Source organism: Mycobacterium sp. 852002-51152_SCH6134967 (assembly GCF_001667105.1).
Taxonomy (GTDB): Bacteria; Actinomycetota; Actinomycetes; order Mycobacteriales; family Mycobacteriaceae; genus Mycobacterium; species Mycobacterium neumannii_A.
Window position 1 is genome coordinate 26,669 of sequence record NZ_LZIK01000053.1, and the last position, 25,515, is coordinate 52,183.

Sequence of the window (25,515 nt, forward strand, 5' to 3'; positions counted from 1 at the left end):
CGTGGCCGGGCCTTGCCCCGAAACACCGCAACCGGTGCCCGAGTTGAAAGGTGCCCGGTGCGGGGAATTGGTGGTGCCCGAGGACCGCACCAAAGCCGGCGGGCGCACGCTGCGTTTGGCGGTGGCGATCATTCCGTCGGAGACGCAGCCACCCTCATCGGATCCGATTGTGTTCCTCACTGGGGGTCCCGGCGGTGACGCGGTGGCGGATCCGCCGATTCCGAACGATGTGGGCATCAACCGCAACCGGGATCTGATCCTGTTGTCGCAGCGGGGAACTCACTCGTCGCAGCCGGCGCTGACCTGCCCGGAGATCGATCGGTTCTACGCGCGCCGGGTCGGGTTGGTCTATGACGCGGCCTCCACCGGCGATCAGTATGTGCAGGCGGTGCGGGCGTGCCGCGACCGCCTGGCCCCGGAGGCCGACTTTGCGGCGTTCAACTCCACCGAAAGCGCGTACGACCTTGCTGATCTGCGTAGCGCGCTGGGCATCGACCAGTGGAACGTGTTTTCACATTCGTACGGCACCGATCTCGCGCTGATCTACATGCGGCACGACGCCGACGGGATCCGGTCGGTGACCCTCGACGGGGTGGCACCGCCCTCGGCCGCCACCCCGGGGTGGACCTGGAGCAGCGCCAAAGAGGCGTTCGACAACATGACCAATGCATGCGTGGCACAGCCCGCATGTCAGACGCGCTATCCCAACCTCGCCGAGTCGTTCATCAGACTGGTCAATCAGCTCGAAGAGCGTCCAGTCACCACCACGGTCGCCGTCCCGTCGGTCGGAGACACCGAAGTCGTCCTCGACGGTGGCGCGCTGCTGAACTGGTTCGTCCCGCTGGCCACCCACTTCCCGGAAGAGTTTCCGGCCGCGATTGACGAACTGGCCCGAAACAATCCCAGGCGGATCGCCGAGCTGTACGCCGAAGTGTGGGCCAATCCCGAGCGGGTCGGGACCATGGGCTGGGGCCTGACCTTGAGCGTGTGGTGCCGTGAATGGGTCCCGTTCGAATCGGCCGAGGATCAACTCGAGAAAGCAAAGCGGGCCTTTCCGGAGTTTCCCGAGTCGGTTCGCGCCCAAGCGCCGCAACTGCCGTTCCTGCGCGACGCCTGCGCCGCCTGGGATGTGCCCAAGGCGCCCGATGAGATCCGGGCGGTCACCGAGAGCGCGATCCCGACGCTCGTCCTGTCGGGCAGTTACGACGGACAGACCGGGCCCCAGTGGGGTGAGTATGTGGCGCAACATCTCTCGCAATCCCACGTCGTGACGGTGCCCGGCGTCGCCCATGGCGTGTACACGAATGACTGCGGAGCGAAGGTGATCGCCTCGTTCTACGAAGATCCGGGTCGACCGGACACGAGTTGTGTCGGCGCGACACAACCACCTTCGTACGAGATCATTCCGCCACCATGACGACAGCGTCGGATGTCGCGGGGATATCGCGTCGCGGCCTGCTGGGCGGAGCCGTCGCCGGGGCCGCTGCGCTGGCGCTGTCCGCGTGTTCTTCGAGCCCTTCATCAGAACCCACGACGACCTCCGCGCCCGACGCGGCAACGGGATTCGACGAACTCGACGCCAAGATCGAAGAGGGTATGAAGGCCTATGCGATACCGGGGGTGGCAGTCGGCATCCTGGCGGGCGGCCAGGAGTACATAAAGGGCTACGGTGTCACCAATGTCGACCATCCGGTACCGGTCGACGGCGATACGGTGTTCCGTATCGGTTCCACCACGAAGACTTTCACCGGTACGACGCTGATGCGGCTGGTGGATCAGGGCAAAGTGGACCTCGACGCTCCGGTCCGCCGCTATCTTCCTGACTTCGCGGTAGCGGACCCATCTGCCAGCGTCACCGTCACCGTGCGCCAGCTTCTCAACCACACAGCGGGATGGTTGGGCGACGATCTGCAGGACTTCGGCCGTGGTGATGATGCGTTGTCGCGTTATGTCGCGTCGATGACCCGGTTGCCGCAACTGACACCGCCGGGCACCGTATTCGCCTACAACAACGCAGGACTGGTCGTGGCAGGGCGAATCATCGAGGTCGTCACCGGGTCCACCTACGAGGCGGCGGTACAGAGTCTGCTGCTCGATCCGCTCGAGCTGACGCATACCCGGTACTTCTCGGACCAGATCATCGGTTTCAATATCGCGGCATCCCACAACGTGGTTGACGGTAAACCCGTTGTCGACAACGGCTTCTGGGGGTTCCCGCGCAGCTGCAACCCGACCGGATCATTGATATCCAGCGTGCGGGATCAGTTGCGTTACGCGCGGTTTCACCTTGGTGACGGTGCCGCTCCCAACGGCGCTCGGCTGCTGAGCCAACAAGCACTTGTCGCGATGCGCTCCAACCCCGGTGCCGGCGGCACGCTGCAGGTCGAGCTCACCGGGATGGGGGTGACATGGATGCTGCGCCCCTCGGCCGAGAACGAGACGATCGTGCAGCACGGCGGCACCTGGCAAGGCCAAAGGTCGGGCTTCTTCATGGTGCCCAGCCGAAACTTCGCGATGACCTTGCTCACCAACTCCGAGGGTGGGGCGCAGCTCACGACCGATCTATTCGCCGATGATTGGGCGATGCGCCGGTTCGCTGGGATCAGCAATATGCCAGCGGAACCGCAAACTTTGAGCGCGGCGGACCTCGCGCCCTACGAAGGGCGGTACGTGACGGAGCAGATCACCGAATCCGGCAGCCTCGAAAAGGTTGTCATCGAGTTCGAGGGCAGGGATGGCCGACTGCACGGCACCATGAGCGACCTGGCCGATCCCAGCACTCACCCCGATGAGGACGCCGACACCAGCGCACATCTGGGCTTTGCCTTCTACCGGCCGGACTATGGACTCGACCTGGGGCCAGACGGTCAAACCCTCGGCACCCGTTCCAATTTCGTGCGGGACCCGAACGGAAACGTCGCCTGGTTGCGCACGCACGGCCGCCTTTACCGGCGGCAATGATTTGACGAACAGCGGTCTACCGCGAGCCGCTTATCGTTGGCCTATCGGCAGCGTCCGCAAGCCTAAGGCGGTCGCGTAGTGGAGCCGCCACCTGTGCTCGATTGAGTCCTGGCGATCGGTTTTCTCACGATGGTCGCAGGGTCGAATATCATTGCGCTGATCGCCTTTCGGCATCATCGGCCGACGGTAACTGGAGGGAGTACGCCTTCGGAGCGTCGTGCACGGGTCGAACGGGTAGGCGAACGGCCGTCGATGTAATACCGATGGCAGTCACGATTGGTAAGGCCGACGATGAAGGCTTACTCGATCAGGGGACGTCATGTGAAATTTCTTGAAGGTGCTAATTTTCAGCAGTTGCGACGACGATCGGCTGCTCGACGACCATGCCGCCGCGATCGATGAAGTCTTGCCAGCGTGCAACGACCTCATTTTCAAGTTGTTGTCTGCGGTCGGCGCCCGCCGACATGACGAGCCCTGCGATAGGAGTGACTTGAAGGTACTGCCACAGGAATTCGGCCGGCGGTGGTAGCCGCAACGTCTTCGTCATGGTTTTGACGGTCACGTCTTGGAAATGGGCGACTTCCAGCAGCTGGCGCAGTTTGGTCTCGCTCAGGGAGAAGACCGAACGTAGGAATCCGGGTAGGTCAGGGTTGATGTGACGACCAAGGGCGTCCACCATGATCTCGAAAAAGCGCGGCATGGTTCCCGGCGCGTTGATCGCGACGCGGCCACCCGGCGACAGCACGCGCCGCATCTCGCGGGCGGCTGCGGGCCGGTCGGGAAAGAACATCAGCCCGAGCTGACACAACACCAGATCGTAGGACTCATCGGCGAGCGGAAGAGCTTCAGCGCTTCCCTCCCGCCACTCGATCACGGCACCGGACGGTGCGGCGGTTGTGCGGGCAACCTCCAGCATTCCGGGGTTGAGGTCCACTCCGACGACTTTCCCTGTGGTCCCGACCCGTTCGGCGGCCAGGCGGGTGACGACGCCGGTCCCGCATGCGATGTCGACGACGTATTCACCCGGCTCGGGTGCCGCCATCTCGATGAGATCGCCGGCGAGCGGCGCGGGAATGAGCGGGACGAAGTCGCGTGCGTAATTCTCGGCTTCCGTCCGCCGGAGGTCACGGTAATCAACCTGTTGAGACATGGTTGAACGATATGAATCAGACCGCCGTCGGCGCATCGACCGAATTCACCATATCGCCGCGGTGCGAGTGGTCAGTTCTAACCACCCGTTAGACGAGGTGTTGCTCGTAGGCGTAGGCGGTGGCGGCTGCCCGAGATGACAAGCCGAGCTTAGCGAAGATGTTCTGCAGGTGACGTGCGACCGTGTGCTCGCTGAGTACGAGGCTCGCGCCGATCTCTCGGTTGGTCTTGCCCGCGGCGACAAGCCGTAACACCTCGCATTCGCGCGGGGTAAGGCCCCCCGCCGACCGCCCCTGGGTCCCGATGACCTCGGCCAGACGTTCCGTGTCGGGCACTGCGCCGAGCCGGCTAAAGCCATCATGCGCGGCGTCGAACTCCAGTGCCGCTGCGTCGAAGTCGCTCAGCTCTCGGCAGGCGAGCCCGGTCTGAACCCGCGTCCGAGCGGCTTCGTAGGGCATTGCCAAGTCCTGCCAACCCGCAGATGCCCGGCGCAGGGCAGCAAGGGCCGCGGGGGCGTCGCCCTCGGCGAGCAGCGTCGACCCGTCGGCGTGAGCTTCGATGGCGTGCAGGAACGGCGCGTCGATGGCTTCGGCGATCTCGGCAAGTTCGTCGGCGCTCGCTCGCGCTGCCGGGACGTCACCGACCGCGAGCATGATGTCGACGTGCGCAGCCAATGTTGCTGGCCGGCCGAAACGATCGGGGCTTACGTCTACCGCGCGACGAATCGCGGCAATCGCGGCATGGACGTGCCCTTCGGCCAGTCGCAGGAGGGCCAATCCAGGCAAGGGCTCTCGACCAAACTGATGGGCTTGCCGGTAGGCGATTTCAGCGTCGTCAAACTCTCCACGCAGCCGGTGCAGCTCCGCTCGCTGGTAAGCCGCCAATCCTAAGGAAGGGTGCGCAGCGGGTCGCGACAAGTGCTCGCAAGCGAGGCGGGCGGCCGTCGTCGCCTCGGGCCATTCGCCGTGGATCTGCAGGATCTGCGAGCGATGCACCAGACATTGACCGCGGTATGGAACGAGGTCAGGCTGGGCGTCACACCAATCGCTCAACGCCATGGTCCACTCGGTCGCGCGCCCCAGGTCGAACACGCCCATACACGTCTCGATGACGCCGCAATAGACGATGCCAGCGGGGATGGGCGACACCTCCCCCGCAGTGACGCTCACCATCGCTTCATCGAGCAGTGCCACGCCGCGAGCCGTTTCGCCCTGGGTGACCGATGCCTGGCCTTGACCCAGCCAGGCGAGAGCCGCCAAGTCGCGATCACCGAACCGTGCGGCGATCCTGCCGGCCTCAACGAACATCTCGTACGCTCTCGCGGAATCCCCACCCGTCCACGCCCCAAGGCCTGCGGAAGTGAGTAAGTACCCGCGCGCGGCGCACTCGCGGTCCTCCACCAGCCGACCCACTCGTGCTAGCCAACCGCTGCCGCGCGCCGTATTGCCTTGGAGCAATTGCGTTAGCGCCAACCAGAACCCGCATTCGGCGGCTCGGCCCGGATCGCCGGCAGCCAACCACGCGGAGGAAGCCCTCTCCCAAGCCCGCACGCTCTCGTCGTCCTTACCGATCAAGTAGGTGGCAGTCGCCAGGCGCTCAAGATCGTCAGCATCGAGTCGTTCATCCGCGTCGGAGAGACACTCGTAGACTTCGGTCCACGCCTGGCGTTCAAAGGCGCTCGAAGCTATCGTCATCGCGGCCATGAGGAAAGTCTGGCGGATACCTGTGGGTTTGCGCGACGGCGTGCTACTTCTTGCGCTTCCCGGTGTCGCCGGCAGCCCCACAAGTTAGCTGCCGCGCCGACCTCGCCGCCGCGACCTTGCCGCCGGCCTGGGGTGGCCTGGGGTGGCCTCGGGTGAGGGAGAAATGCGACCGATCCGGTAGCCGAAATCGCCTCTACCAGCATCTTCTCGGTGCCCCCAGTCGGACTCGAACCGACACTGTGCGGATTTTAAGTCCGCTGCCTCTGCCAATTGGGCTATGGGGGCCGCCGCCGTCGCCGCGCCGATGAGCACGGTACCGCGCGCGATCGTCGTGCAGCCGGACCTGGCACACGTGATGCGCGATCAAGATAATGTCGGCGTGTAGGTCGTTCCACTAGGAAAGGCACGAGGATGTCAGCGCTGACGGAATTCCGCATCGGACGACGGCTCACAATCGCCGGTGGATTCGCGCTCGCGACGATGGCCCCGATGCTTGCGGCCGTCATCGCTACCTCGCCCAGCGTCCCCAGTCAGCTCGCGGCCTGCCCGGCCGGCGAGGACAGCGACCTCTACAGCGGGACGTGCGTGCCTTATCTGGTTCCGAACACCGCCTCAGCAGTCAACAACGCCTGCCCGCCCGGGGTCAGCGGCGCCGAATGCACCGGGTCCACCGGTAATCAGGTGCCACCCCACCCACAGCCTGGGCCGTCGCCCGAGTTGCAGGAACTGGAAGACGTCGTCACGCCGGGCTACTAGCCGCGCGCACGTCCAGTAGGTCGTTGTCCCGCACGGCGTCGACGTCCAGCGTCCGATACCCGTAGAGGTCGAACAGCACGGTGATCCGGTCCGCGGTCATCGCCTCGAGTTGTTCTGGCCGCAGCGCCTGCCATCCGAACACTTTCTTCGCGACGTCGCGCAACCGGTCCGCGTCACTGACCTGGCGCGGCTCATCGCGTCATCAGCGACAGGATTGCGCGGTTGAGCTGTCGGCGCGGCCAACCCAGCCGCCCGGCGACGGCCAGTGCGGCATGCGCGGCGTTGCGGCCGCACACACCGTGCACTCCCCCGCCCGGGGACGCGCCCGCGCTGCCGAGGAAAACGTTCTCGACCGGCGTCTCCGCGCCGCCGAAACCCGGGAACGGACGAAAGATCAACTGCTGGAACAGTTGTGACGTCCCGCCGTTCACCGCACCGGCATGCAGATTCGCGTCGCTGGCCTCCAGGTCCGACGGCCGCTGAATCGTCTTGCCGACGATGCGGTCGCTGAATCCGGGCGCATGCTTCTCCAACACCACGTCCACCGCCGCCGACAACTGATCGGCGGAGGCGTCGTCGGCGACGCCCCGGGGCAGATGTGTGTACGCCCAGGCGCTTTCGGTGCCTGCTGGTGACCGGCTCGGGTCGGCGGTGGTCATCTGCCCGAACAGCAGGAACGGATGCAGCGGCACGGTGCCGGTGTTGAGGTCGGCCATCCACCGGATCAAGCCATCGTGGTCGGCGCCGAGATGTACCGTGCCCGCATCGTTCAGACTCTGCGAACGCCACGGAATCGGCGCGTCGAGGGCGTAGTTGATCTTCAACACCGGTGTGTCCCAGACGAACCGGTCGATGCTCTGCAGCACGGGTTCGGGGAGAGCGTCGGCCGGCAGCAGGTCGCGGTACAGCATCGGCGCCGAGGTATCGGCGATCACCGCCCGACGCACTCGCACGGTCTCGCCGCCCGAGGTGTGAACGGACACCGCGCGTCGGCCTCGGACGTCGATCCGGTCGACCTGTTGTCCGCACTGGATGCGGGCACCCGCAGACGTCGCCCGGTTCACCAGCGCTACGGTCAGTTGGCCGGCGCCGCCGACCGGAACCGGAAAGCCGCCGTCCTGAGCCATCATGATCAGCATGTATCCCATGACGCCGCTGCCCGGCGCGTCGATGGGAACATCGGCGTGCATTGCGTTGCCCAGCAACAGGAGTCGCGCGGCCTCGCCCTCGAACAGATTCTCAGCCATCACGCCTGCGGGGAGAAGCATCAGATGCGCCAACCGAAGCGCCTCGGCGGTGCCCAGCTCACGCAGTAGACCGACCGCTCCACGCACCGGCGGGAACGGCGCGAACAACGTCTCCACCAGCGGTTCCTTGATGCGCTGCCACTGGGCGAACAAGTCGCGCCAACGCTCGCCGTCACCGGGTGTGCGACGGTCGAGATCCTCTGCGGTGCGGTCGAGATCGCGCCAAATCAGCGGAGCGTCTTCGTCATCGGCCGAGCTCGCATGGCCGACGACCGCGGGTGAATGCGACCAGCGCAGGCCGTGCTCCTCGAGGTGCAGGGCTTGGAGAGCCGGGGAGGTCACCGACAGCGGGTAGAACGCGCTGTACAGGTCGCTGACATAGCCGGGGAACAGTTCGGCGCTCTTGACCGCGCCGCCGGGCTGGTCCTGCGCTTCCAGAACCAGTACGTCCCAGCCCTCGTCGGCCAGCATGGCTGCGGCGACCAAACCGTTGTGGCCGGCTCCGATCACCACAGCATCGGCGGAGCCCGACACGCTCACCTCGAGATCAGCCTGTTGGAGGCGGCCTTCACCGAGTCGGGCAGGAACCGGTTCATCAGGCCGAGCCCTTTCGAAAGTGGTGATGAGGCAACGATTTTCTTCCTTCCCTCCATCAGCGCGTCGTACCCCTGTCTCGCGACCTTGTGGGCGTCGTCCTTTGGCATGCGTCCCACCAAGGTGTCGAGCATGCCGACCCGGCGGAAGAAGTTGGTGTCGGTTGGGCCGGGCATCAGCGAGGTGATGACGACGTCGGTGTCGCGCAACTCGTCCTGCAGCGCTTCGGCGAACGACTGCACAAACGATTTCGAGGCGTTGTAGATGGTCTGATACGAGCCGGGCATCATCGCCACGATCGACGACGTGAACAGCAGCTTGCCCGAGTTGGCGCTGACCATGTCAGCGAGCACCAGTTTGGCCAGTTGCGTGGTTCCCCGGACGTTGAGGTCGATGATGTTCAGGTCCTCTTCGAGCCCACGGTCGACGAATCGGTTGCCACCGCCGCCGGTGCCGGCATTGAGGGCGGCGGCGTCCAGCCGGCGGCCACCCTCGGTGGCGCTGGCGTACAGCCGATCGACGTCGTCCTCTTTGCGGAGATCGACCTGAACCGCGCGTACCTCTGTGCCGCCGGCGGCGAGTTTGTCGGCGCTGGCGTGGATGCCGTCATCGTCCGCGGCCACGATGAGGTCGTAGCCGTCGTCTGCGAACAGCTTCGCCAACTCGAAACCGATACCGCTCGAAGCGCCCGTCACAAGCGCGAGTGGTCGTCCTTGAGCCATGGTGGCGGGCTACCCGACGGGGCCCTCACCAAACGCACGCTCCACACGCCGACGTCAACCGGCGTCACGATCATCGCTGTGGTCATCACCGTCGTCAGCACGCTCTCCGCTGTCCTCGGGGGCTCCCTCGTCGTCACCCTCGTCGTCTCCGTCGTCGGGGATGAGGTAGCGGTTGGGGTGGTGGTAGTTGTTGACGCGGGCTTGGCCGGTGTCGAGCTGGGGCGGAGGACGCCATGCGGTGCGCCCGTCTTTGCGTTTGTAGGTGCGCCAGCCGCCGGGTTTGACCCGCCGATTATCGGGGCCACACGCCAGCGTCAGCTCGTCGATGTCCGTCTGACCGCCAGCGGCCCAATCCTTGTGCCCGTGATGGACCTGGCAGTGGTAAGCCGGGACCGTGCAGCCGGGCCGGGTGCAGCCCCGATCCCTGGCGAAGAGCACCAGTCGTTGGGCTTTGGACGCCAAACGGTTAGCCCGCCCGAGGTAGAGGGGTTCTTCGGTGGCCTTGTCGAAGATCGCCAGATAGTGATGCGCCTCAGCGGCTTGGCGGATCACCTCGCTCATCGGCACCAATGACCCGCCCCCGGTGAACCCATGCCCGGTGCCCGACTCCAGTTCCTGCAACGTGGTGGTGATCAGCAGCGTCGCCGGCAACCCGTTATTGCTGCCCAACGTGCCCGAGGCGAGCAACTTCCGGCACATGGCATTGAGCGCATCGTGGTTGCGCTGGCCGCTCGTGCGGGTGTCCGCCGACACCGCTTCGGGCGACGGCTCGCCTTCCACACACGCGGTGTCATCGGCCGGGTTGTTCCTGCCGGGGGCGGCTTCGGTGGCCAGGACTGCTTCCAACGCCGCCCGCGTGGCCGGATCAAGCAGTCCGCGCAGCTCACTCATCCCATCAAGGCGCTGCCGACCCAGCCGCAACCAGCGCTGCGCCGCGCGCAGCTCATCGGAGAAATCCCCATCGGGGTTCAAATAGGCCGCCAGCCGCTGGGCGGCCGCGCGCAATTCCTCAGGCGTGTGCTTGGTGGCCAGCTGCGCCAGCTGCGCTTCGGCGGCCTCGCGCACGTCAAAGGGCATCGAGGCCGGGACCTGCTGGTCAAAGAACCGCCGGATCACCCGCACATGCTCGGCACCCACCAGCCCCTTCTCGACGGCGGCCGCTGTCTCAACCAGCACCGGTTCGAGTGTCTCGCCGGTCATCGCCCGCCGCGGCGCCAACTCTTTTGCCTCGGCCACCCGCCGATGCGCCTCGGCCTTGGAGATGCGCAGCAACACCGTCAACGCCCCGGCCACGCTGCGCTCGCCCAACTCCTCGATCGGCGCACGACCCAGCCCGGCCACCAGGTGGTGGCCCACGGTCGCCGAACCACGGGTGAAGCTCTCCCACTGCGCTGTCAGTGCCAACTGTTCAGCGGTGCTCAACGCGTCGAACGACTCGGCGACCAACGCGGACAGCTGCTCGGCCATCCCCGCGATCACTTCGCTCATACGTTCGAATCCCACACTGTCACGCTAACCCCACCCACCGACAACCCAGGCCGACTTGTGACTACTGAAACCAAAGAGACACAAGTGATTTCGCACAATACTGTGAACCAAAGGCCCGGCGAGCACAGTGCCGCGACCACTCAGCGACGACAAGGAGGGTTTGAGCCACGCATTACACAACGTAAATTGGTCAGCGATGGGAATACTGGGACGAAAGACCGGGGACCTGCGCGTCTACCTCGGCGCGGCGCCCGGTGTCGGCAAGACCTACTCCATGCTCGCCGAGGCGCACCGCCGTCTCGAGCGCGGAACCGACGTGGTTGCCGCCGTGGTCGACACCCACGGCCGGCGCAAGGTCGGCCAGCAGCTCGCGGGTATCGAGGTGATACCTGCGCGCATGGTCGTGAACCCCGGCAACCCCGGCGTCGAGCACCAGGAGATCGACGTCACCGCGATCATGCAGCGGCGGCCGAAGGTCGTCCTCGTCGACGACTTCGCCCACACCAACGCCCCGGGCAGCAAGAACAAGAAGCGTTGGCAGGACGTCGAAGAACTGCTCAACGCCGGCATCACGGTGATCACCACCGTCAACGTCCAGAACCTGGAGAGCGTTTCGGACCTTGCCGCCCAGATCACCGGAGTCGAGGAACCCGACCGCATACCCGACGAGGTGGTACGCGCCGCCGATCAGATCGAGTTGGTCGACATCACGCCGGAAGCGTTGCGGCGCAGGCTCGCTCACGGCAACGTGTACCCGCCGGAGCGCATCGATGCCGCACTGTCGAACTACTTCCGACCCGAAAACCTCACGGCGCTGCGGCAATTGACCCTGCTGTGGCTGGCCGATCAGGTCGATGCGGCGCTGGCCAAGTACCGCTCCGACAAGAAGATCAGCGATCGATGGGCACCCCGCGAACGTGTGGTGGTGGCGGTAACGGGCGGCCCCGAGTCCGAGGTCCTGGTGCGACGGGCGTCCCGCATCGCCTCCCGATCGGGCGCCGACCTCAGAGTGGTGCACATCGTCGACGGCGGTGGCCTCACGGCCATCTCGGATCAGCAGAAGAAGGCGGTGCGTGAACTGGCCGCCAGCTTGGGCGCGACCATGCACACGGTGGTCGGCGACGACGTCGCTTCGACGTTGATCGCCTATGCGCACGACATCAACGCCACACAGTTGGTGGTCGGAACATCCCGACGTTCGCGGCTGTCGCGCATGTTCGACGAGGGCATCAGCGAAGCCGTCGTCCAGCAGGCCGGCGGTCTGGATGTGCACATGGTCAGCCACGACCAGGCCAGCACCGGCATCTCGTGGTCGCGGCTCTCGCCACGACAGCGCCGGCTCACGTCATGGCTCGCCGCTATCGCGATCCCGGTCGCGGTCTGCGCGCTGACATTGCTGCTGCCGGAGGGGTTCCTGCGCATCGGCGGCCCGGGCGCGCTGTTCTTCATCGGGGTGCTGGGCACAGCGATGCTCGGCGGGCTCGCCCCGGCCGTCACGGCCGCCGCCCTGTCCGGAGCGCTGATCGCCTACTTCCTGGTGGCTCCGGCGAACGCGTTCTCCGTCCACGACAGCGACGGCTTTGTCGCGACGGTGATCATGCTGCTCCTGTCCGTCGCGGTCGCCGCCCTCGTCGACCGGGCCTCGAGACGGGCGCGAGAAGCGCGCCGAGCCAGTCAGGAAGCCACGCTGCTGGCGCTGTTCGCCGACGGCGTGCTGAACGAAGCGGACCTCGACAGCCTGTTGGAGCGGGTCCGCGAAACGTACTCCCAGCGCGCCGTGAGCATCGTGAGAAGCAAGACCGGCGAACTGCTCGCCCACACCGGCACCGACCCCTGCACCGACGTCGACGACGCCGACACGCCCGTCGAGATCGGCGACGACGAGTACTGGATGCTGTTGTCCGGACCGGCGTTGACGACGCGCGACCGTCGCGTTCTCAGCGGCGTCGGCAAGCAGGCCGTCAACCTGGTCAGGCAACGAGAGTTGGCCGAGGCGAACAAGGCCGAAGTCGTCGGCCAAGCGGACAAACTGCAGCACGCGCTGCTCACAGCGGTCAGCCACGACCTGCGCACCCCGCTCGCGGCCGCCAGGGCGGCGACGTCCCGGATCCGCAGCAGCGACGTCGACTTCTCCGGCGACAACACCGCCGAACTCCTGGCCACGGTGGAGGAGTCGGTCGATCAGCTGACCTCACTGGTGGCCAACCTGCTGGACTCGGCACGCCTGGCCGCCGGCGCGGTACGACCGCAGATGGCGCGCGTCGAACTGGAGCACGTCGTCCAACGCGCGCTGCTCGGAATTCGCGCGGACACAGACGAAATCACCCGACCGGGCAGTGAACGGGTGAAGGTGGAGATCGACTGCGACGCGGCCCTGGCCGACCACGAACTGCTGGAGCGCGTCCTGGCCAACCTGATCGACAACTCGCTGCGCTACGCCGACGGCAGCCTGGTGCGGGTGACCGCGGGCCAGGTGGGCGACCGGGTGCTCATCGCCGTCGTCGACGAAGGTCCCGGTATTCCGCGAGGCAGCGAAGAGCAGGTGTTCGCTCCGTTCCAGCGGCTCAGCGACGACGATTCGATCGGCATCGGAATCGGCCTGTCGGTCGCTTCGGGATTCGTCGAGGCGATGGGCGGAACGATCTCGGCTTCCGACACCCCCGGCGGAGGCCTGACCGTCGAGATCGACCTGCCCGCCGCGCCGGATCAGGTGTGATGGCAACTAGGCCCGGGCGGTTTCCTCGGCCAGGGCGATCAGCGCTTCACGCACCAGATCGGGTCGCTCGTCGACGATGAAGTGACTGGCGTCGACCATCTCCAGTCGGTAGTCGTCGGCATCGGCGGTCTCCTCCGCTGCCAGAGACGGATGGACAGCCGCGTCATCGCGCCCGAACAGACACCGGATCGGCACGGTGGCGCGCGGCGGCTTCGGCCCGCGGCCGGCGGCCGGTAGCTCGCGGAGCAGGAAGCTTCGGTACGTGTCGCGCGCGGCACGGGCCACCACCGGATCTCGGAACCGATCGGCGTAAACCCGCGCGGTCTCCGGATCCAACTGCGAGCCGGCCTTGAACAGCAGGTCAAGAAAGCCGGTGTACCGCAGCACCGCAACGCCGAACGTGGCAAGCGGCACCTGGTACCAGAACCGCCACAGCTGTGGTGCCACGACGCGCGGGCCTACCCACGGGTGCGCCATGTTCATCGCCAGGTAGCCGTCGAAACGCTCCGGCGCCGCCAACACCATGCGGTACCCGACGTACGCGCCCCAGTCGTGGCCCACCAGCAACACCCGGTCCAGACCCAGCGCGTCGAGCAGCGCCAGTACGTCGGCGGCGACATCGTCCTTCTCCCACCGGTGCGGAGCAGGACCCGACCAGCCGTAGCCGGGCAGGTCCGGCGCGATGATCCGCAGTCCCGCGGGCGGGTCACCCAAGAGATCGCGGTACACCCAATGGTGTTGCGGCCACCCGTGCAGCGCGACGACCGGGCGCCCGTGGGCGGGGCCGGCCTCGGTGACGTGGAAGCGCACACCGCGGGTGGTGACGTGGGAACGGCGCACTCCTTCGATCGGCGGAGGAGCAGAAGCCATAACGCGACTATAGGAACTGCCGTCGCGCTACCGTGCCGGTATGGCCGGATACCGAGCGCTGTTCGACGCCAGCATCGCTGATCCAGAAGGATTCTGGGCCGATGCCGCACGCGCGGTGACGTGGACCCGCGAGCCGAAACAGATCCTCGACGACTCCAACCCGCCGTTCTTCCGGTGGTTCGCCGACGGTGAGCTGAACACGTGCGCCAACGCGCTCGACAGACACGTCGACGACGGCCGGGGCGATCAGCCCGCGCTGATCTACGACTCACCGGTCACCGGGACGCAACGCACCTATACCTTCCGCGAATTACGCGACGCGACAGCGAAATTCGCCGGGGGGCTGCGCGTTCTCGGGGTCACCAAGGGCGACCGCGTGGTGATCTACATGCCGATGATCCCCGAGGCGGTGATCGCGATGCTGGCGTGTGCGCGCCTGGGGGCGATCCACTCGGTCGTGTTCGGCGGGTTCGCCGCGCACGAACTCGCGGCGCGCATCGACGACGCGCAACCGAAAGTCGTCGTCTCCGCGTCCTGCGGTATCGAACCGTCCCGCATCGTCGCCTACAAGCCGATGCTGGACGCCGCACTCGAGATGTCCGCGCACCCGCCGCGCAACTGCGTCATCGTGCAGCGCGACCGGCAGCGCTGTGAGTTGGCTCCGGACCGCGACCTCGACTGGGAGGACGTCGCGGCCGCGGCGGCCGTCGACCCCGTGCCGGTGGCCGCGACCGATCCGCTCTACGTGCTGTACACCTCCGGGACCACGGGTAAGCCCAAAGGCATCGTCCGCGACAACGGCGGGCATGCGGTGGCGCTGCTCTGGAGCATGCGCAACGTCTACGACATCGAACCCGGCGAAGTCTTCTGGGCCGCATCCGATGTCGGCTGGGTGGTCGGCCACTCCTACATCGTGTACGGACCGCTGCTGCTGGGCGCCACGACCGTGCTCTACGAAGGCAAGCCGATCGGCACGCCCGATCCGGGTGCGTTCTGGCGGGTAGCGTCCGAGCACGGGGTCAAGGCACTGTTCACCGCGCCGACGGCCGTGCGCGCGATCCGAAAGGAGGACCCCGACGGCACGCACATCGGCCGCTACGACCTGTCGAAGATGAAGTACTTCTTCCAGGCCGGTGAGCGACTCGACCCGGACACCTACGAGTGGTCGGCGCAGAAACTCGGTGTCCCGGTCGTCGACCACTGGTGGCAGACGGAAACCGGCTGGGCGATCGCCGCCAACCCGATGGGCCTGGAACCCATGCCGATCAAACCGGGATCCCCGACGGTTCCGATGCCCGGCTACGACGTCAGGATTCTGCACGTCGACGGCTCGCCCTGCGCAGCCAACGAGGAAGGCGACATCTGCATCCGGCTCCCGCTTCCGCCGGGCACCCTGCCCACCCTGTGGGGCGACGACGACCGGTACAAGGCCTCCTACCTGTCCGAGCATCCGGGTTACTACCTCACCGGCGACGGCGGCTATCTCGACGAGGACGGCTACCTCTTCGTGATGGGCCGCATCGACGACGTCATCAACGTCGCCGGACACCGGTTGTCGACGGGATCCATCGAGGCCGTGCTGGCCACTCATCCGGCGGTCGCCGAATGCGCGGTCATCGGCGTGCGTGACGAGATCAAGGGCCAGGTGCCGCGCGGCTTCGTCGTCCTGCAGCAGGGGGCTTCGGCCGACGGGCTTGCCGAGCAGCTCATCGAGTCGGTGCGCGAGAACATCGGCGCCGTAGCGTGTTTCAAACTGGTCGACGTCGTTCCCGCGCTGCCCAAGACGAGGTCCGGAAAGATCCTGCGCAAGACGATGCGGGGCATCGCCCACGGCCGCGAGGAGCCGTTGCCGTCGACGATCGAAGACCCAGCGGTGATCGAAGCGCTCAAGCCGATCCTGAAGAACTGAGCCGCCCCGACGCTGCTCGGATCGGCCTATATTCGTTGGTGAGTGCGTGCCTGCCCGATGCACGCGGCTCACAACAAAGGAGTTGATTCGCGATGCGTACATCTGCGGTCAAGGCCAAGAGCGGCTGTACATGCCACTGCCACAAGTGCGATCAAGGTCATCACTGCGGGAACCCGCCCAACTGCTACATCAAGAAGTAGTCCGGCACCGGACGTGATCGGTCCAGGCGAGACCAGAAGAGCCTGAGCCGCGGCCTCTACCGTGCCGATTTCGTTACGCGCGTCTACGTTTGCGCCGCCTTTCCGCGGGTAGCCCTGCGCTCACTCGAGGAAAGGAACTCATCATGGTCAGCAGCCACCCACCGGGCCCGACGGCCGCCTCCCGGTACGGCTCACATGTTCAGAAGGCCGCCCTTGCCGTCGGCGCAGTGTTCCTGTTGGTCGGCATTTTGGGCTTCATCCCGGGTATCACGACGAACTACGACACGATGACGTTCGCCGGGCACCACTCCGGAGCCATGCTGCTCGGGATCTTCAACGTCTCGATCCTGCACAACATCGTGCACCTGCTGTTCGGCGTGGCCGGCGTGCTGATGGCGCGCACGTTCGATGCGGCCCGCATCTACTTGATCGGCGGCGGCGTCATCTACCTGCTGCTCTTCCTGTACGGCGTGGTCATCGACTTTGACAGCGCGGCGAACTTCGTGCCGTTGAACACCGCCGACAACTGGCTTCATGTGGTGCTCGGGGTCGGGATGATCGCGCTGGGCGTGCTGCTGTCACGCCGCCGCGACGCCAACACCGCGTTGGGCCGGAACGCGCGGTAGGCGTCGACGCCGCATCGCGCCGGTTAGCGACGACCCCCGGCGGGTATCACCTGCGAGTCCGTCAATAACGGCTTTGGACGGAGGCGAGGGATGGCAAGACCACCGAAGTACATGGCCGTGCAGGCGGCGGCGGTGATCGCCGGCGTCGCCCTGATCCTCCTCGGCGCCCTCGGCTTCATACCGGGCGTGACCCAGGACTACGACCGGCTGGCGTGGGCCGACCACCGATCCGGCGCCAGCCTGCTCGGCATGATCTCGGTGTCCGGACTGGGCAACGTGGCCAACCTGGTGATCGGCGCGCTAGGGCTGCTGATGGCACGCACGTACGCGGCCGCTCGGGCGTACTTCCTCGGCGCTGGACTGGCTTACTTCGCGCTGTTCGCGTACGGATACGCCGTGGCCAACGCGTTTGACTGGATGTGGTTCGGCCTGGGTGTGGTCATGTCGATACTCGGGCTGACACTCGCCGGTCAGCACGACCCGACCAAGCACCGCAGGCGAATTCGCGCCTAGGCCGAAGATTGCACTGCCTGTACTACATTGCGTAGCAGCGCGTTACTCGAAAGCCACGCGGACGCCTTCGACACGTGGTTGTCTGGGTGAGTGAGCACGGCGACTACGACGCCGCACACCGGCGCGCGGCGGGGCATCAACTTAGCGCTGGCCACCTGGGTCTCGGCCATCAACTTCTGGGCATGGAACATGATCGGCCCGCTCTCGACGACGTACGCGGGCGATCTGTCGCTGAGCAGCTCCGAGGCCTCGATGCTGGTGGCCACACCGATCCTGGTGGGCGCGCTCGGGCGGATAGTCGTGGGTTCACTGACCGACCGGTTCGGCGGGCGCGCATTGTTCATCGCGATCTCTTTGATCTCGATCGTTCCGGTGCTGGCGGTCGGCGCCGCGGGCTCGGCAGGCTCCTATCCGATGCTGCTGGTGTGCGGCTTCTTCCTGGGCATCGCAGGCACGATCTTCGCCGTCGGGATCCCGTTCGCCAACAACTGGTACGAACCGTCGCGGCGCGGGTTCGCCACTGGGGTCTTCGGGATGGGGATGGTGGGCACCGCGCTCTCGGCGTTCTTCACGCCCCGGTTCGTCGGCTGGTTTGGGTTGTTTTCCACCCACGTGATCATCGCGGTCGCGTTGGCGATCACCGCGGCGCTGTGCCTGGTGTTGATGCACGACTCACCGACCTTCGCGCCCAACACCGATCGGGTGATGCCCAAGCTGAAGGCAGCGGCCAAACTCCGCGTCACCTGGGAGATGTCGTTCCTGTACGCGATCGTGTTCGGCGGGTTCGTGGCGTTCAGCAACTATCTGCCCACCTACATCAAGACGATCTACCACTTCTCGGCCGTCGACGCCGGCGCGCGCACGGCGGGGTTCGCGCTGGCGGCCGTGCTCGCGCGTCCCGTCGGTGGTGCGCTGGCCGACCGGATCGCGCCGAAGTACGTCGTGCTGTGTTCCTTCGGCGGCACCGCGCTGATGGCGCTGATCGCCATGCTGCAGCCGCCGCCGGATGTGTGGTCGGCCGCCACCTTCATCGCGCTGGCGGTGTTCCTCGGTATCGGCACCGGCGGCGTATTCGCATGGGTGGCTCGCCGCTCACCTGCGAAGTCCGTCGGGTCAATCACCGGAATCGTCTCGGCCGCCGGTGGTTTGGGCGGCTACTTCCCGCCGCTGGTTATGGGCTCGACCTATGACTCGGTCGATAACGACTACTCGGTCGGCCTGATCCTGCTCGTGGTGACCGCGTTGATCGCGTTCGCTTACACCGCACTGCGGCTGCACGCTCGTGAGCCGCAACCGAAGGAGGCCCCACCGTGACGATCACCCCGCCCCACATCGGCGGCCCGATCGAAGAACTGCTCGAACGCAGCGGCCGATTCTTCACTCCCGGTGAGGCTTCCGACGACGGGCGGACCATCCACCGCCGCGGCGGCCGCGAAGGCGACATCTTCTACCGCGACCGGTGGAGCCACGACAAGGTGGTCCGCTCCACGCACGGCGTCAACTGCACCGGCTCGTGCTCCTGGAAGATCTATGTCAAGGACGGCATCATCACCTGGGAAACCCAGGAGACCGATTACCCGTCGGTGGGCCCGGACCGGCCGGAGTACGAGCCGCGAGGCTGTCCGCGCGGTGCGGCGTTCTCGTGGTACACCTACTCGCCGACGCGGGTCCGTTACCCGTACGCGCGTGGCGAACTCGTCCGGATGTACCGCGAAGCGAAGTCGCGTCTGTCGGATCCGGTCTTCGCATGGGCCGACATCCAGAACGACCCCGAACGCCGCAGGCGCTACCAACGGGCAAGGGGTAAAGGCGGCCTGGTGCGGGTCAGTTGGGCCGAGGCGACCGAGATGATCGCCGCGGCCCACATACACGCGATCAAGCGGTACGGGCCCGACCGGATTGCGGGGTTCTCCCCCATCCCCGCGATGTCGATGGTCTCCTTCGCCGCGGGATCGCGGTTCATCGAACTGCTCGGCGGCGTGATGACGTCCTTCTACGACTGGTATGCCGACCTTCCCGTGGCTTCCCCGCAGGTCTTCGGCGACCAGACCGACGTACCGGAATCCGGCGACTGGTGGGACGCCTCGTATCTGATGATGTGGGGTTCCAACGTGCCGGTCACCCGCACACCGGACGCGCATTGGATGACCGAGGTGCGCTACCGCGGCACGAAGGTCGTCAGCGTCAGCCCCGACTACGCCGACAACACCAAGTTCGCCGACGAGTGGATGCCGTGCGCCGCGGGCACCGACGGTGCGTTGGCCATGGCGATGGGCCACGTCGTGCTTTCGGAATTCTTTGTCAAACAGCGCGTTCCGTTCTTCGTCGACTACGTCCGCAAGTTCACCGACCTGCCGTTCCTGGTCAAGCTCGAAGACCGCGACGGCAGGCTCGTTCCCGGTAAGAACCTGACCGCGGCCGACCTCGGCGGTGAAGCGGCGGCACAGGAGAACGCGGCCTTCAAACCGGTGCTGCTGGACGCGGCGACCGACTCCGTGGCCGTACCGCATGGCTCACTGGGATTCCGCTTCGGCGACGACGGCGTCACCAAGTGGAACCTCGAACTGGGTGATCTCGTACCGGCGTTGACGGTGCTGTTCACCGAGGGCGGTGAAACGGCCGAAGTGGCGTTGCCGCGATTCGACACCTTCGACGGCCACGGCGAAACGCTGACCCGAGGCGTGCCGGTGCGACGGGTCGGCGAACACCTGGTGTGCACGGTGTTCGATCTCATGCTGGCCCAGTACGGCGTGGCCCGACCAGGCCTACCCGGTGATTGGCCGACCGGCTACGACGATCCCAAGCCCTACACCCCCGCGTGGCAAGAGTCGATCACCGGAGTGGCTGCGTCACAAGCCATTCGGATCGCCACCGAGTTCGCCCGCAACGCCGAGGAGTCCGGCGGCCGGTCGATGATCATCATGGGCGCCGGAATATGCCAATGGTTCCACGGCGATGCCACCTACCGGGCGGTGCTGGCGCTGGTGTTGCTCACCGGCGCGATGGGTCGCAACGGCGGCGGCTGGGCGCACTATGTCGGACAGGAGAAGTGCCGCCCGGTGACGGGATGGTCGGCGCTGGCGATGGGCACCGACTGGTCGCGGCCGCCGCGACAGATGCCGGGCACCTCGTACTGGTACGTCCACACCGATCAGTGGCGCTACGACGGCTACCGGGCCGACGCGCTGTCCAGCCCTCTTGGCCGCGGCCGGTTCCGGGACCGCCACACCATGGACGTGCTCGCCGCATCGACGGCGATGGGCTGGAGCCCGTTCTATCCGCAGTTCGACCGCTCGAGCCTCGACGTGGCCGACGAGGCCCGCGCCGCGGGACAGGACATCTCCACCTACGTCACCGAGAAGCTCGCCGACGGTGGGCTCAAACTCGCCGTCACCGACCCCGACAACCCGTCGAACTGGCCTCGGGTGCTGTCGGTCTGGCGGGCCAACCTGCTGGGGTCGTCGAGTAAGGGCAACGAGTACTTCCTGCGTCATCTGCTCGGCACCGACTCGAACCTACAGGCCGAGCCGACACCGGAGGCGGTGCGGCCCAACGACATACCGTGGACCGACGACATCCCCGAGGGCAAGCTCGACATGTTGATGTCGATCGACTTTCGGATGACGTCGACGACGTTGCTGTCCGACGTGGTGCTGCCCGCCGCCACCTGGTACGAGAAACACGACCTGAACACCACGGACATGCACCCGTACGTGCACGCGTTCAACCCCGCCGTCGACCCGCCGTGGGAAACCCATTCCGACTTCGAGGCCTTCGGTGCGATCGCCCGGGTGTTCAGCGGGCTGGCGGCCAAGCATCTGGGGGTGCGCACCGACGTGGTGCTCGGCGCGATGCAGCACGACACTCCCGGTGCGATGGCGTATCCCGGTGGTGTCGAGCAGGATTGGCGCACCGACGGGAGCATCCCGGTACCCGGTAAGACCATGGGTCCGATCGCCGTGGTGGAGCGTGACTATCCGGCGATCGCCCAGAAGTGGGCGGCGCTGGGGCCGCTGGTCGAGAGACTGGGGCTGACCACCAAAGGCGTCACCGTCCGACCCGACAAGGAGGTCGACGAACTCGCGGCCAAGTTCGGTGTAATGAGTTCCGGTCGCGCAGAGGGCCGTCCGGCGATCAACACCGCGGAACGGATGGCCGAGGCGATCCTGGCACTGTCCGGCACCAGCAACGGACGGCTGGCGGTCGAGGGGTTCCGCGAATTGGAGCGGCGAACCGGCCGTCGACTGGTCCATCTGGCCGGCGGCAGTGAGGAGCGCCGCATCACGTTCGCCGACACCCAGGCGCGGCCGGTTCCGGTGATCACCAGCCCGGAGTGGTCGGGCAGCGAGACCGGTGGGCGCCGCTACGCGCCGTTCACCATCAACATCGAGGAACTCAAGCCGTTCCACACGCTGACCGGCCGGATGCACTTCTATCTGGACCACGACTGGCTGGAGGAACTCGGTGAGCAGTTACCGGTCTACCGTCCGCCGCTGGACATGTCGCGGTTGTTCGGCGCGTCGGCGGTGGGTGACCACGACGGTGTGGGACTGACGGTGCGCTACCTGACCCCGCATTCGAAGTGGTCGATCCACTCGGAGTATCAGGACAACCTGTTCATGCTGTCGCTGTCGCGCGGTGGGCCGACGATGTGGATGAGCCCGGCCGATGCGGCAAGGATATCGGTGCGCGACAACGACTGGGTCGAGGCGGTGAACCGCAACGGCGTGCTGGTGTGCCGGGCGATCGTGTCGCATCGGATGCCCGAGGGCGTGGTGTTCGTCTACCACGTGCAGGAGCGCACCATCGATGTGCCGCTCAGCGAGACCACCGGGAAGCGCGGCGGTATCCACAATTCGCTGACCCGGCTGCTGATCAAGCCGAGCCATCTGGCAGGCGGGTACGCGCAGATGGCGTTCGCGTTCAACTATCTCGGTCCGACCGGCAACCAACGCGACGAGGTGACCGTGGTGCGGCGTCGCAACCAGGAGGTGGTCTACGAATGAGAGTCATGGCGCAGATGGCGATGGTGATGAACCTCGACAAATGCATCGGCTGCCACACCTGCTCGGTCACCTGCAAACAGGCATGGACCAACCGGCCCGGCACCGAGTACGTCTGGTTCAACAACGTCGAAACCCGTCCGGGCCAGGGTTATCCGCGGACCTACGAGGATCAGGAGCGGTGGCGTGGCGGATGGATACGCGACCACAGGGGTCGGTTGAGGCTGCGCGACGGCGGGCGGCTGAGCAAGCTGTTGCGGATCTTCGCCAACCCGAAGATGCCCAGCATCAACGACTACTACGAGCCGTGGACCTACGACTACGAGAACCTGACGAACGCGCCGTTGGGTGAGCACATGCCGGTTGCCCCACCCCGCAGCTTGATCAGCGGCGAACCGATGAAGGTTCAGTGGTCGGCGAACTGGGACGACAACCTCGGCGGCTCACCGGAGATCGTCGCCGGAGATCCGGTGCTGCAGAAGGTGAACGAACAGGTCCGCCTCGAACTCGAGCAGACGTACATGTTCTACCTGCCGCGGATCTGCGAGCACTGCCTGAATCCCTCGTGCGTCGCGTCGTGCCCGTCCGGGGCGCTCTACAAGCGATCCGAGGACGGCATCGTGCTCGTCGACCAGGACCGCTGCCGCGGCTGGCGGATGTGTGTGTCCGGATGTCCGTACAAGAAGGTGTATTTCAACCACAAGACCGGCAAGGCCGAGAAGTGCACGTTCTGCTACCCGCGCATCGAGGTCGGGCTGCCGACGGTGTGCTCGGAGACCTGCGTCGGCCGGTTGCGGTATTTGGGTTTGGTGTTCTACGACGTCGACCGGGTGCTCGAGGCGGCGGCGACGGAGAACGACACCGACCTCTACGAGGCGCAGAAGTCGATCATCCTGGACCCGCACGATCCCGAGGTCATCGCCGGCGCCCACGCGGAGGGCATTTCCGAGGAGTGGATCGAGGCCGCCCAGCGTTCGCCGGTGTACGCACTGATTCACCGCTATCAGGTTGCGCTGCCACTGCATCCCGAGTACCGGACGATGCCGATGGTCTGGTACATCCCGCCGCTGTCCCCCGTGGTCGACGCGGTCGCCCGCGACGGCCATGACGGTGAGGCGCTCGGAAACCTGTTCGGCGCTTTGGAGGCGCTGCGCATTCCGATCGAGTACCTCGCCGGGCTGTTCACGGCCGGGGACACCGCGGTTATCGAAGGCGTGCTGCGGCGGCTTGCCGCGATGCGGTCCTACATGCGCGACATCAACCTGGGCCGGGAGACCCAGCCCCACATCCCGCAGGCCGTCGGCATGACCGAAGAGCAGATCTACGAGATGTACCGGCTGCTGGCACTGGCGAAATACGAAGAGCGCTATGTCATTCCGACCGCCTACGTCGCCGATGCCCACGCCCTCGAGGCGCAGGCGCTCGAAGAACCGGGCTGCTCGCTGTCGTTCGAGGGCGGACCCGGCATGTACGAGTCGGGGCCGTTCGGCGAGGCCAGCGGTAGCCCGGTGCCCGTCGCGGTGGAGAGCTTCCATGCGCTGCATCACCGGCAGACCAGTGAGGGCATCGCGGTCACCGAGTCCCGCCCGTCGCGGGTGAACCTGCTCAACTGGGACGGCAGGGGCGAACCCAGCGGGATCTTTCCCGAGCGGAGCGCGGACCGATGAAACTGCTCAGGAGCAGACGGGAGTCGACCCTCGAGCACCGCCTCGTGTGGCAGGCGGCCGCCTTGCTGTTGACCTATCCGGACGACCAGCAGGCCGAGCGGCTGGCCACCGTCGAGGAACTGCTGACGCACCTTCCCACCGCGACCGCAGACCTCCTCGCCAGCACGATCGCGGCGTTGCGCACCAAGGACCCGATGCAAGCCCAGGTCGACTATGTGGACACCTTCGACATGCGACGCCGCACCACGATGTACCTGACGTACTGGACGGCGGGCGACACCCGCAACCGCGGCACCCACATGCTGGCGTTCGCTCGCACCTACCGGGAGGCGGGCGTCAGCCCGCCGGAACGCGAGGCTCCCGACTACCTGCCCGTGGTACTCGAGTTCGCCGCCACCGTCGACCCCGAGGCGGGACGGCGACTGCTCATAGAGCACCGTGCCCCGATCGACCTGCTTTGCGATGCGTTGCAGCAGTCCGCATCCCCGTACGCACACGCCGTGGCGGCCGTCTGCGAAACGCTTCCGGTCCGTACCGAACAGGACATTCAACGGGCTCAGCGACTCGCCGCTGCCGGACCGCCCGCCGAATCGGTTGGTTTACAACCGTTTACGTTGACCGTGCCGCCACGACGCGCACAAGGAGGTTGACATGTCAGGCTGGGAGATCTTCTGGGACGTGGTGCCCTACGTGACGCTGGCGATCGTCGCGGTCGGGATCTGGTGGCGGTACCGCTACGACAAGTTCGGCTGGACCACCCGTTCGTCGCAACTGTACGAATCACGGCTGTTGCGCATCGGCAGCCCGATGTTCCACTTCGGCATCCTGGTGGTGATCGTCGGACACATCATCGGTCTGGTGATTCCCGAATCATGGACCGACGCAATCGGACTCAGCGATCACGCTTATCACCTCCAGGCGATGGTGCTCGGCGCGATCGCCGGCGTCACCACGCTGACAGGTATCGCGCTGCTGGTATTCCGCCGCCGCACCACCGGCCCGGTCTTCCTCGCCACCACCGCCAACGACAAGGTGATGTACCTGGTCCTGGTGATGGCCATCGTGGCGGGCCTCGCGTGCACCCTGATCGGTGCGACGCCCGTCGGCGCCGAACACGACTACCGGCAGACGGTGTCGCCCTGGTTCCGGTCCGTCTGGATTCTGCAACCACGCGGCGACCTGATGGCCCAGGCGCCGCTGTGGTTCCACATCCACGTGATCATCGCGCTGGTGCTGTTCTGCCTGTGGCCGTTCACGCGGCTGGTCCATGTGTTCAGCGCACCCATCGGCTACCTGTTCCGGCCCTACATCGTCTACCGCAGCCGCGATGTCGTCGACAAGGGTGAGCTGGTCGGTTCGCGCCCGCACCGCCGCGGTTGGTGATCTGCGCT

General features: G+C 66.3%; 18 protein-coding genes, 1 tRNA gene and 1 pseudogene. 12 read left to right on the forward strand and 8 right to left on the reverse strand.

The window, feature by feature from the left end:
* Positions 1–34 precede the first annotated feature (34 nt).
* Together A5790_RS15570 and A5790_RS15575 are read left to right on the forward strand one after the other, a co-directional pair.
* Positions 35–1,417, forward strand: coding sequence for an alpha/beta fold hydrolase (locus A5790_RS15570; protein WP_231987799.1), 1,383 nt, complete (start codon positions 35–37; stop codon positions 1,415–1,417).
* A complete protein-coding gene (locus A5790_RS15575; RefSeq protein WP_066845830.1) occupies positions 1,414–2,961 on the forward strand; it encodes a serine hydrolase in 1,548 nt (515 codons plus the stop codon). The genes A5790_RS15570 and A5790_RS15575 overlap by 4 nt, the downstream gene beginning before the upstream one ends.
* Before the next feature lie 340 nt (positions 2,962–3,301).
* On the opposite strand, the gene A5790_RS15580 is transcribed toward A5790_RS15575, so the two are convergent.
* From A5790_RS15580 to A5790_RS15590, 3 genes are all read right to left on the reverse strand, one after another.
* Positions 3,302–4,147, reverse strand: a complete 846-nt coding sequence (locus A5790_RS15580) for a class I SAM-dependent methyltransferase (protein ID WP_082961742.1) — start codon at positions 4,145–4,147, stop codon at positions 3,302–3,304.
* A gap of 52 nt (positions 4,148–4,199) precedes the next feature.
* Positions 4,200–5,813 (reverse strand): helix-turn-helix transcriptional regulator, encoded by a 1,614-nt coding sequence (locus A5790_RS15585; protein WP_066845836.1) that lies wholly within the window; start codon positions 5,811–5,813, stop codon positions 4,200–4,202.
* A gap of 211 nt (positions 5,814–6,024) precedes the next feature.
* Positions 6,025–6,098 (reverse strand) — tRNA-Leu (locus A5790_RS15590).
* A gap of 126 nt (positions 6,099–6,224) precedes the next feature.
* On the opposite strand from A5790_RS15590, the gene A5790_RS15595 reads away from it, so the two are divergent.
* Positions 6,225–6,569, forward strand: coding sequence for a hypothetical protein (locus tag A5790_RS15595; protein WP_066845839.1), 345 nt, complete (start codon positions 6,225–6,227; stop codon positions 6,567–6,569).
* On the opposite strand, the gene A5790_RS15600 is transcribed toward A5790_RS15595, so the two are convergent.
* From A5790_RS15600 to A5790_RS15615, 4 genes are read right to left on the reverse strand one after another with little or no spacing between them, the layout of a single operon-like run.
* Positions 6,553–6,732, reverse strand: a complete 180-nt coding sequence (locus tag A5790_RS15600) for a hypothetical protein (protein ID WP_066845842.1) — start codon at positions 6,730–6,732, stop codon at positions 6,553–6,555. The two genes, A5790_RS15595 and A5790_RS15600, sit on opposite strands and share 17 nt — an antisense overlap.
* 28 nt (positions 6,733–6,760) lie before the next feature.
* Positions 6,761–8,356 (reverse strand): NAD(P)/FAD-dependent oxidoreductase, encoded by a 1,596-nt coding sequence (locus tag A5790_RS15605; RefSeq protein ID WP_066845845.1) that lies wholly within the window; start codon positions 8,354–8,356, stop codon positions 6,761–6,763.
* The gene (locus A5790_RS15610) at positions 8,353–9,132 is read right to left on the reverse strand and encodes an SDR family oxidoreductase (protein ID WP_066845848.1); all 780 of its coding nucleotides are present in this window, start codon (positions 9,130–9,132) and stop codon (positions 8,353–8,355) included. Before A5790_RS15610 ends, A5790_RS15605 begins: the two co-directional genes overlap by 4 nt.
* 54 nt (positions 9,133–9,186) lie before the next feature.
* Positions 9,187–10,620, reverse strand: coding sequence for an HNH endonuclease signature motif containing protein (locus A5790_RS15615; RefSeq protein WP_066845851.1), 1,434 nt, complete (start codon positions 10,618–10,620; stop codon positions 9,187–9,189).
* Between the two features lie 196 nt (positions 10,621–10,816).
* Here A5790_RS15615 and A5790_RS15620 point away from each other — a divergent pair, with 196 nt between their 5' ends.
* Positions 10,817–13,336 carry a sensor histidine kinase KdpD gene (locus A5790_RS15620; RefSeq protein ID WP_066845855.1) on the forward strand — a complete coding sequence of 840 codons (2,520 nt, stop codon included), beginning with the start codon at positions 10,817–10,819 and terminating at the stop codon, positions 13,334–13,336.
* A gap of 6 nt (positions 13,337–13,342) precedes the next feature.
* Here the strand turns inward: A5790_RS15620 and A5790_RS15625 are convergent, their stop codons facing one another.
* Complete coding sequence (locus A5790_RS15625; RefSeq protein WP_066845858.1) at positions 13,343–14,206, reverse strand: alpha/beta fold hydrolase; 864 nt, start codon at positions 14,204–14,206, stop codon at positions 13,343–13,345.
* 40 nt (positions 14,207–14,246) lie between these two features.
* Between A5790_RS15625 and A5790_RS15630 the strand changes: the two genes are divergently transcribed.
* From A5790_RS15630 to narI, 8 genes and pseudogenes are all read left to right on the forward strand, one after another.
* Positions 14,247–16,115: a propionyl-CoA synthetase gene (locus A5790_RS15630; protein ID WP_066845861.1), complete on the forward strand. Its 1,869-nt coding sequence runs from the start codon at positions 14,247–14,249 to the stop codon at positions 16,113–16,115.
* A 343-nt stretch (positions 16,116–16,458) separates the two neighbouring features.
* Positions 16,459–16,941 (forward strand): DUF4383 domain-containing protein, encoded by a 483-nt coding sequence (locus A5790_RS15635; protein WP_066845865.1) that lies wholly within the window; start codon positions 16,459–16,461, stop codon positions 16,939–16,941.
* 90 nt (positions 16,942–17,031) lie between these two features.
* Positions 17,032–17,454: a DUF4383 domain-containing protein gene (locus A5790_RS15640; RefSeq protein ID WP_066845866.1), complete on the forward strand. Its 423-nt coding sequence runs from the start codon at positions 17,032–17,034 to the stop codon at positions 17,452–17,454.
* 90 nt (positions 17,455–17,544) lie between these two features.
* Positions 17,545–18,768, forward strand: a complete 1,224-nt coding sequence (locus A5790_RS15645) for a NarK/NasA family nitrate transporter (protein ID WP_066845868.1) — start codon at positions 17,545–17,547, stop codon at positions 18,766–18,768.
* The gene (locus A5790_RS15650) at positions 18,765–22,460 is read left to right on the forward strand and encodes a nitrate reductase subunit alpha (RefSeq protein WP_066845869.1); all 3,696 of its coding nucleotides are present in this window, start codon (positions 18,765–18,767) and stop codon (positions 22,458–22,460) included. Before A5790_RS15645 ends, A5790_RS15650 begins: the two co-directional genes overlap by 4 nt.
* On the forward strand, positions 22,457–24,124 hold the full coding sequence (gene narH / locus A5790_RS15655) for a nitrate reductase subunit beta (protein ID WP_066845872.1): 1,668 nt from the start codon (positions 22,457–22,459) through the stop codon (positions 24,122–24,124). Before A5790_RS15650 ends, narH begins: the two co-directional genes overlap by 4 nt.
* Positions 24,121–24,774 carry a nitrate reductase molybdenum cofactor assembly chaperone gene (gene narJ, locus A5790_RS15660; RefSeq protein ID WP_066845874.1) on the forward strand — a complete coding sequence of 218 codons (654 nt, stop codon included), beginning with the start codon at positions 24,121–24,123 and terminating at the stop codon, positions 24,772–24,774. Before narH ends, narJ begins: the two co-directional genes overlap by 4 nt.
* A pseudogene (narI, locus tag A5790_RS15665) lies at positions 24,773–25,507 on the forward strand (respiratory nitrate reductase subunit gamma); the annotation flags it as partial. The gene narJ and the pseudogene narI, both read left to right, overlap by 2 nt.
* Positions 25,508–25,515: the final 8 nt, after the last annotated feature.

Coding starts and splice junctions, on each gene's coding strand:
- narJ (WP_066845874.1), top strand. CDS start 24,121: ATGAAACTGCTCAGGAGCAGACGGGAGTCGACCCTCGAGCACCGCCTC.
- A5790_RS15640 (WP_066845866.1), top strand. CDS start 17,032: ATGGCAAGACCACCGAAGTACATGGCCGTGCAGGCGGCGGCGGTGATC.
- narH (WP_066845872.1), top strand. CDS start 22,457: ATGAGAGTCATGGCGCAGATGGCGATGGTGATGAACCTCGACAAATGC.
- A5790_RS15620 (WP_066845855.1), top strand. CDS start 10,817: ATGGGAATACTGGGACGAAAGACCGGGGACCTGCGCGTCTACCTCGGC.
- A5790_RS15630 (WP_066845861.1), top strand. CDS start 14,247: ATGGCCGGATACCGAGCGCTGTTCGACGCCAGCATCGCTGATCCAGAA.
- A5790_RS15575 (WP_066845830.1), top strand. CDS start 1,414: ATGACGACAGCGTCGGATGTCGCGGGGATATCGCGTCGCGGCCTGCTG.
- A5790_RS15625 (WP_066845858.1), bottom strand. CDS start 14,206: ATGGCTTCTGCTCCTCCGCCGATCGAAGGAGTGCGCCGTTCCCACGTC.
- A5790_RS15580 (WP_082961742.1), bottom strand. CDS start 4,147: ATGCGCCGACGGCGGTCTGATTCATATCGTTCAACCATGTCTCAACAG.
- A5790_RS15595 (WP_066845839.1), top strand. CDS start 6,225: ATGTCAGCGCTGACGGAATTCCGCATCGGACGACGGCTCACAATCGCC.
- A5790_RS15610 (WP_066845848.1), bottom strand. CDS start 9,132: ATGGCTCAAGGACGACCACTCGCGCTTGTGACGGGCGCTTCGAGCGGT.
- A5790_RS15615 (WP_066845851.1), bottom strand. CDS start 10,620: ATGAGCGAAGTGATCGCGGGGATGGCCGAGCAGCTGTCCGCGTTGGTC.
- A5790_RS15635 (WP_066845865.1), top strand. CDS start 16,459: ATGGTCAGCAGCCACCCACCGGGCCCGACGGCCGCCTCCCGGTACGGC.
- A5790_RS15585 (WP_066845836.1), bottom strand. CDS start 5,813: ATGGCCGCGATGACGATAGCTTCGAGCGCCTTTGAACGCCAGGCGTGG.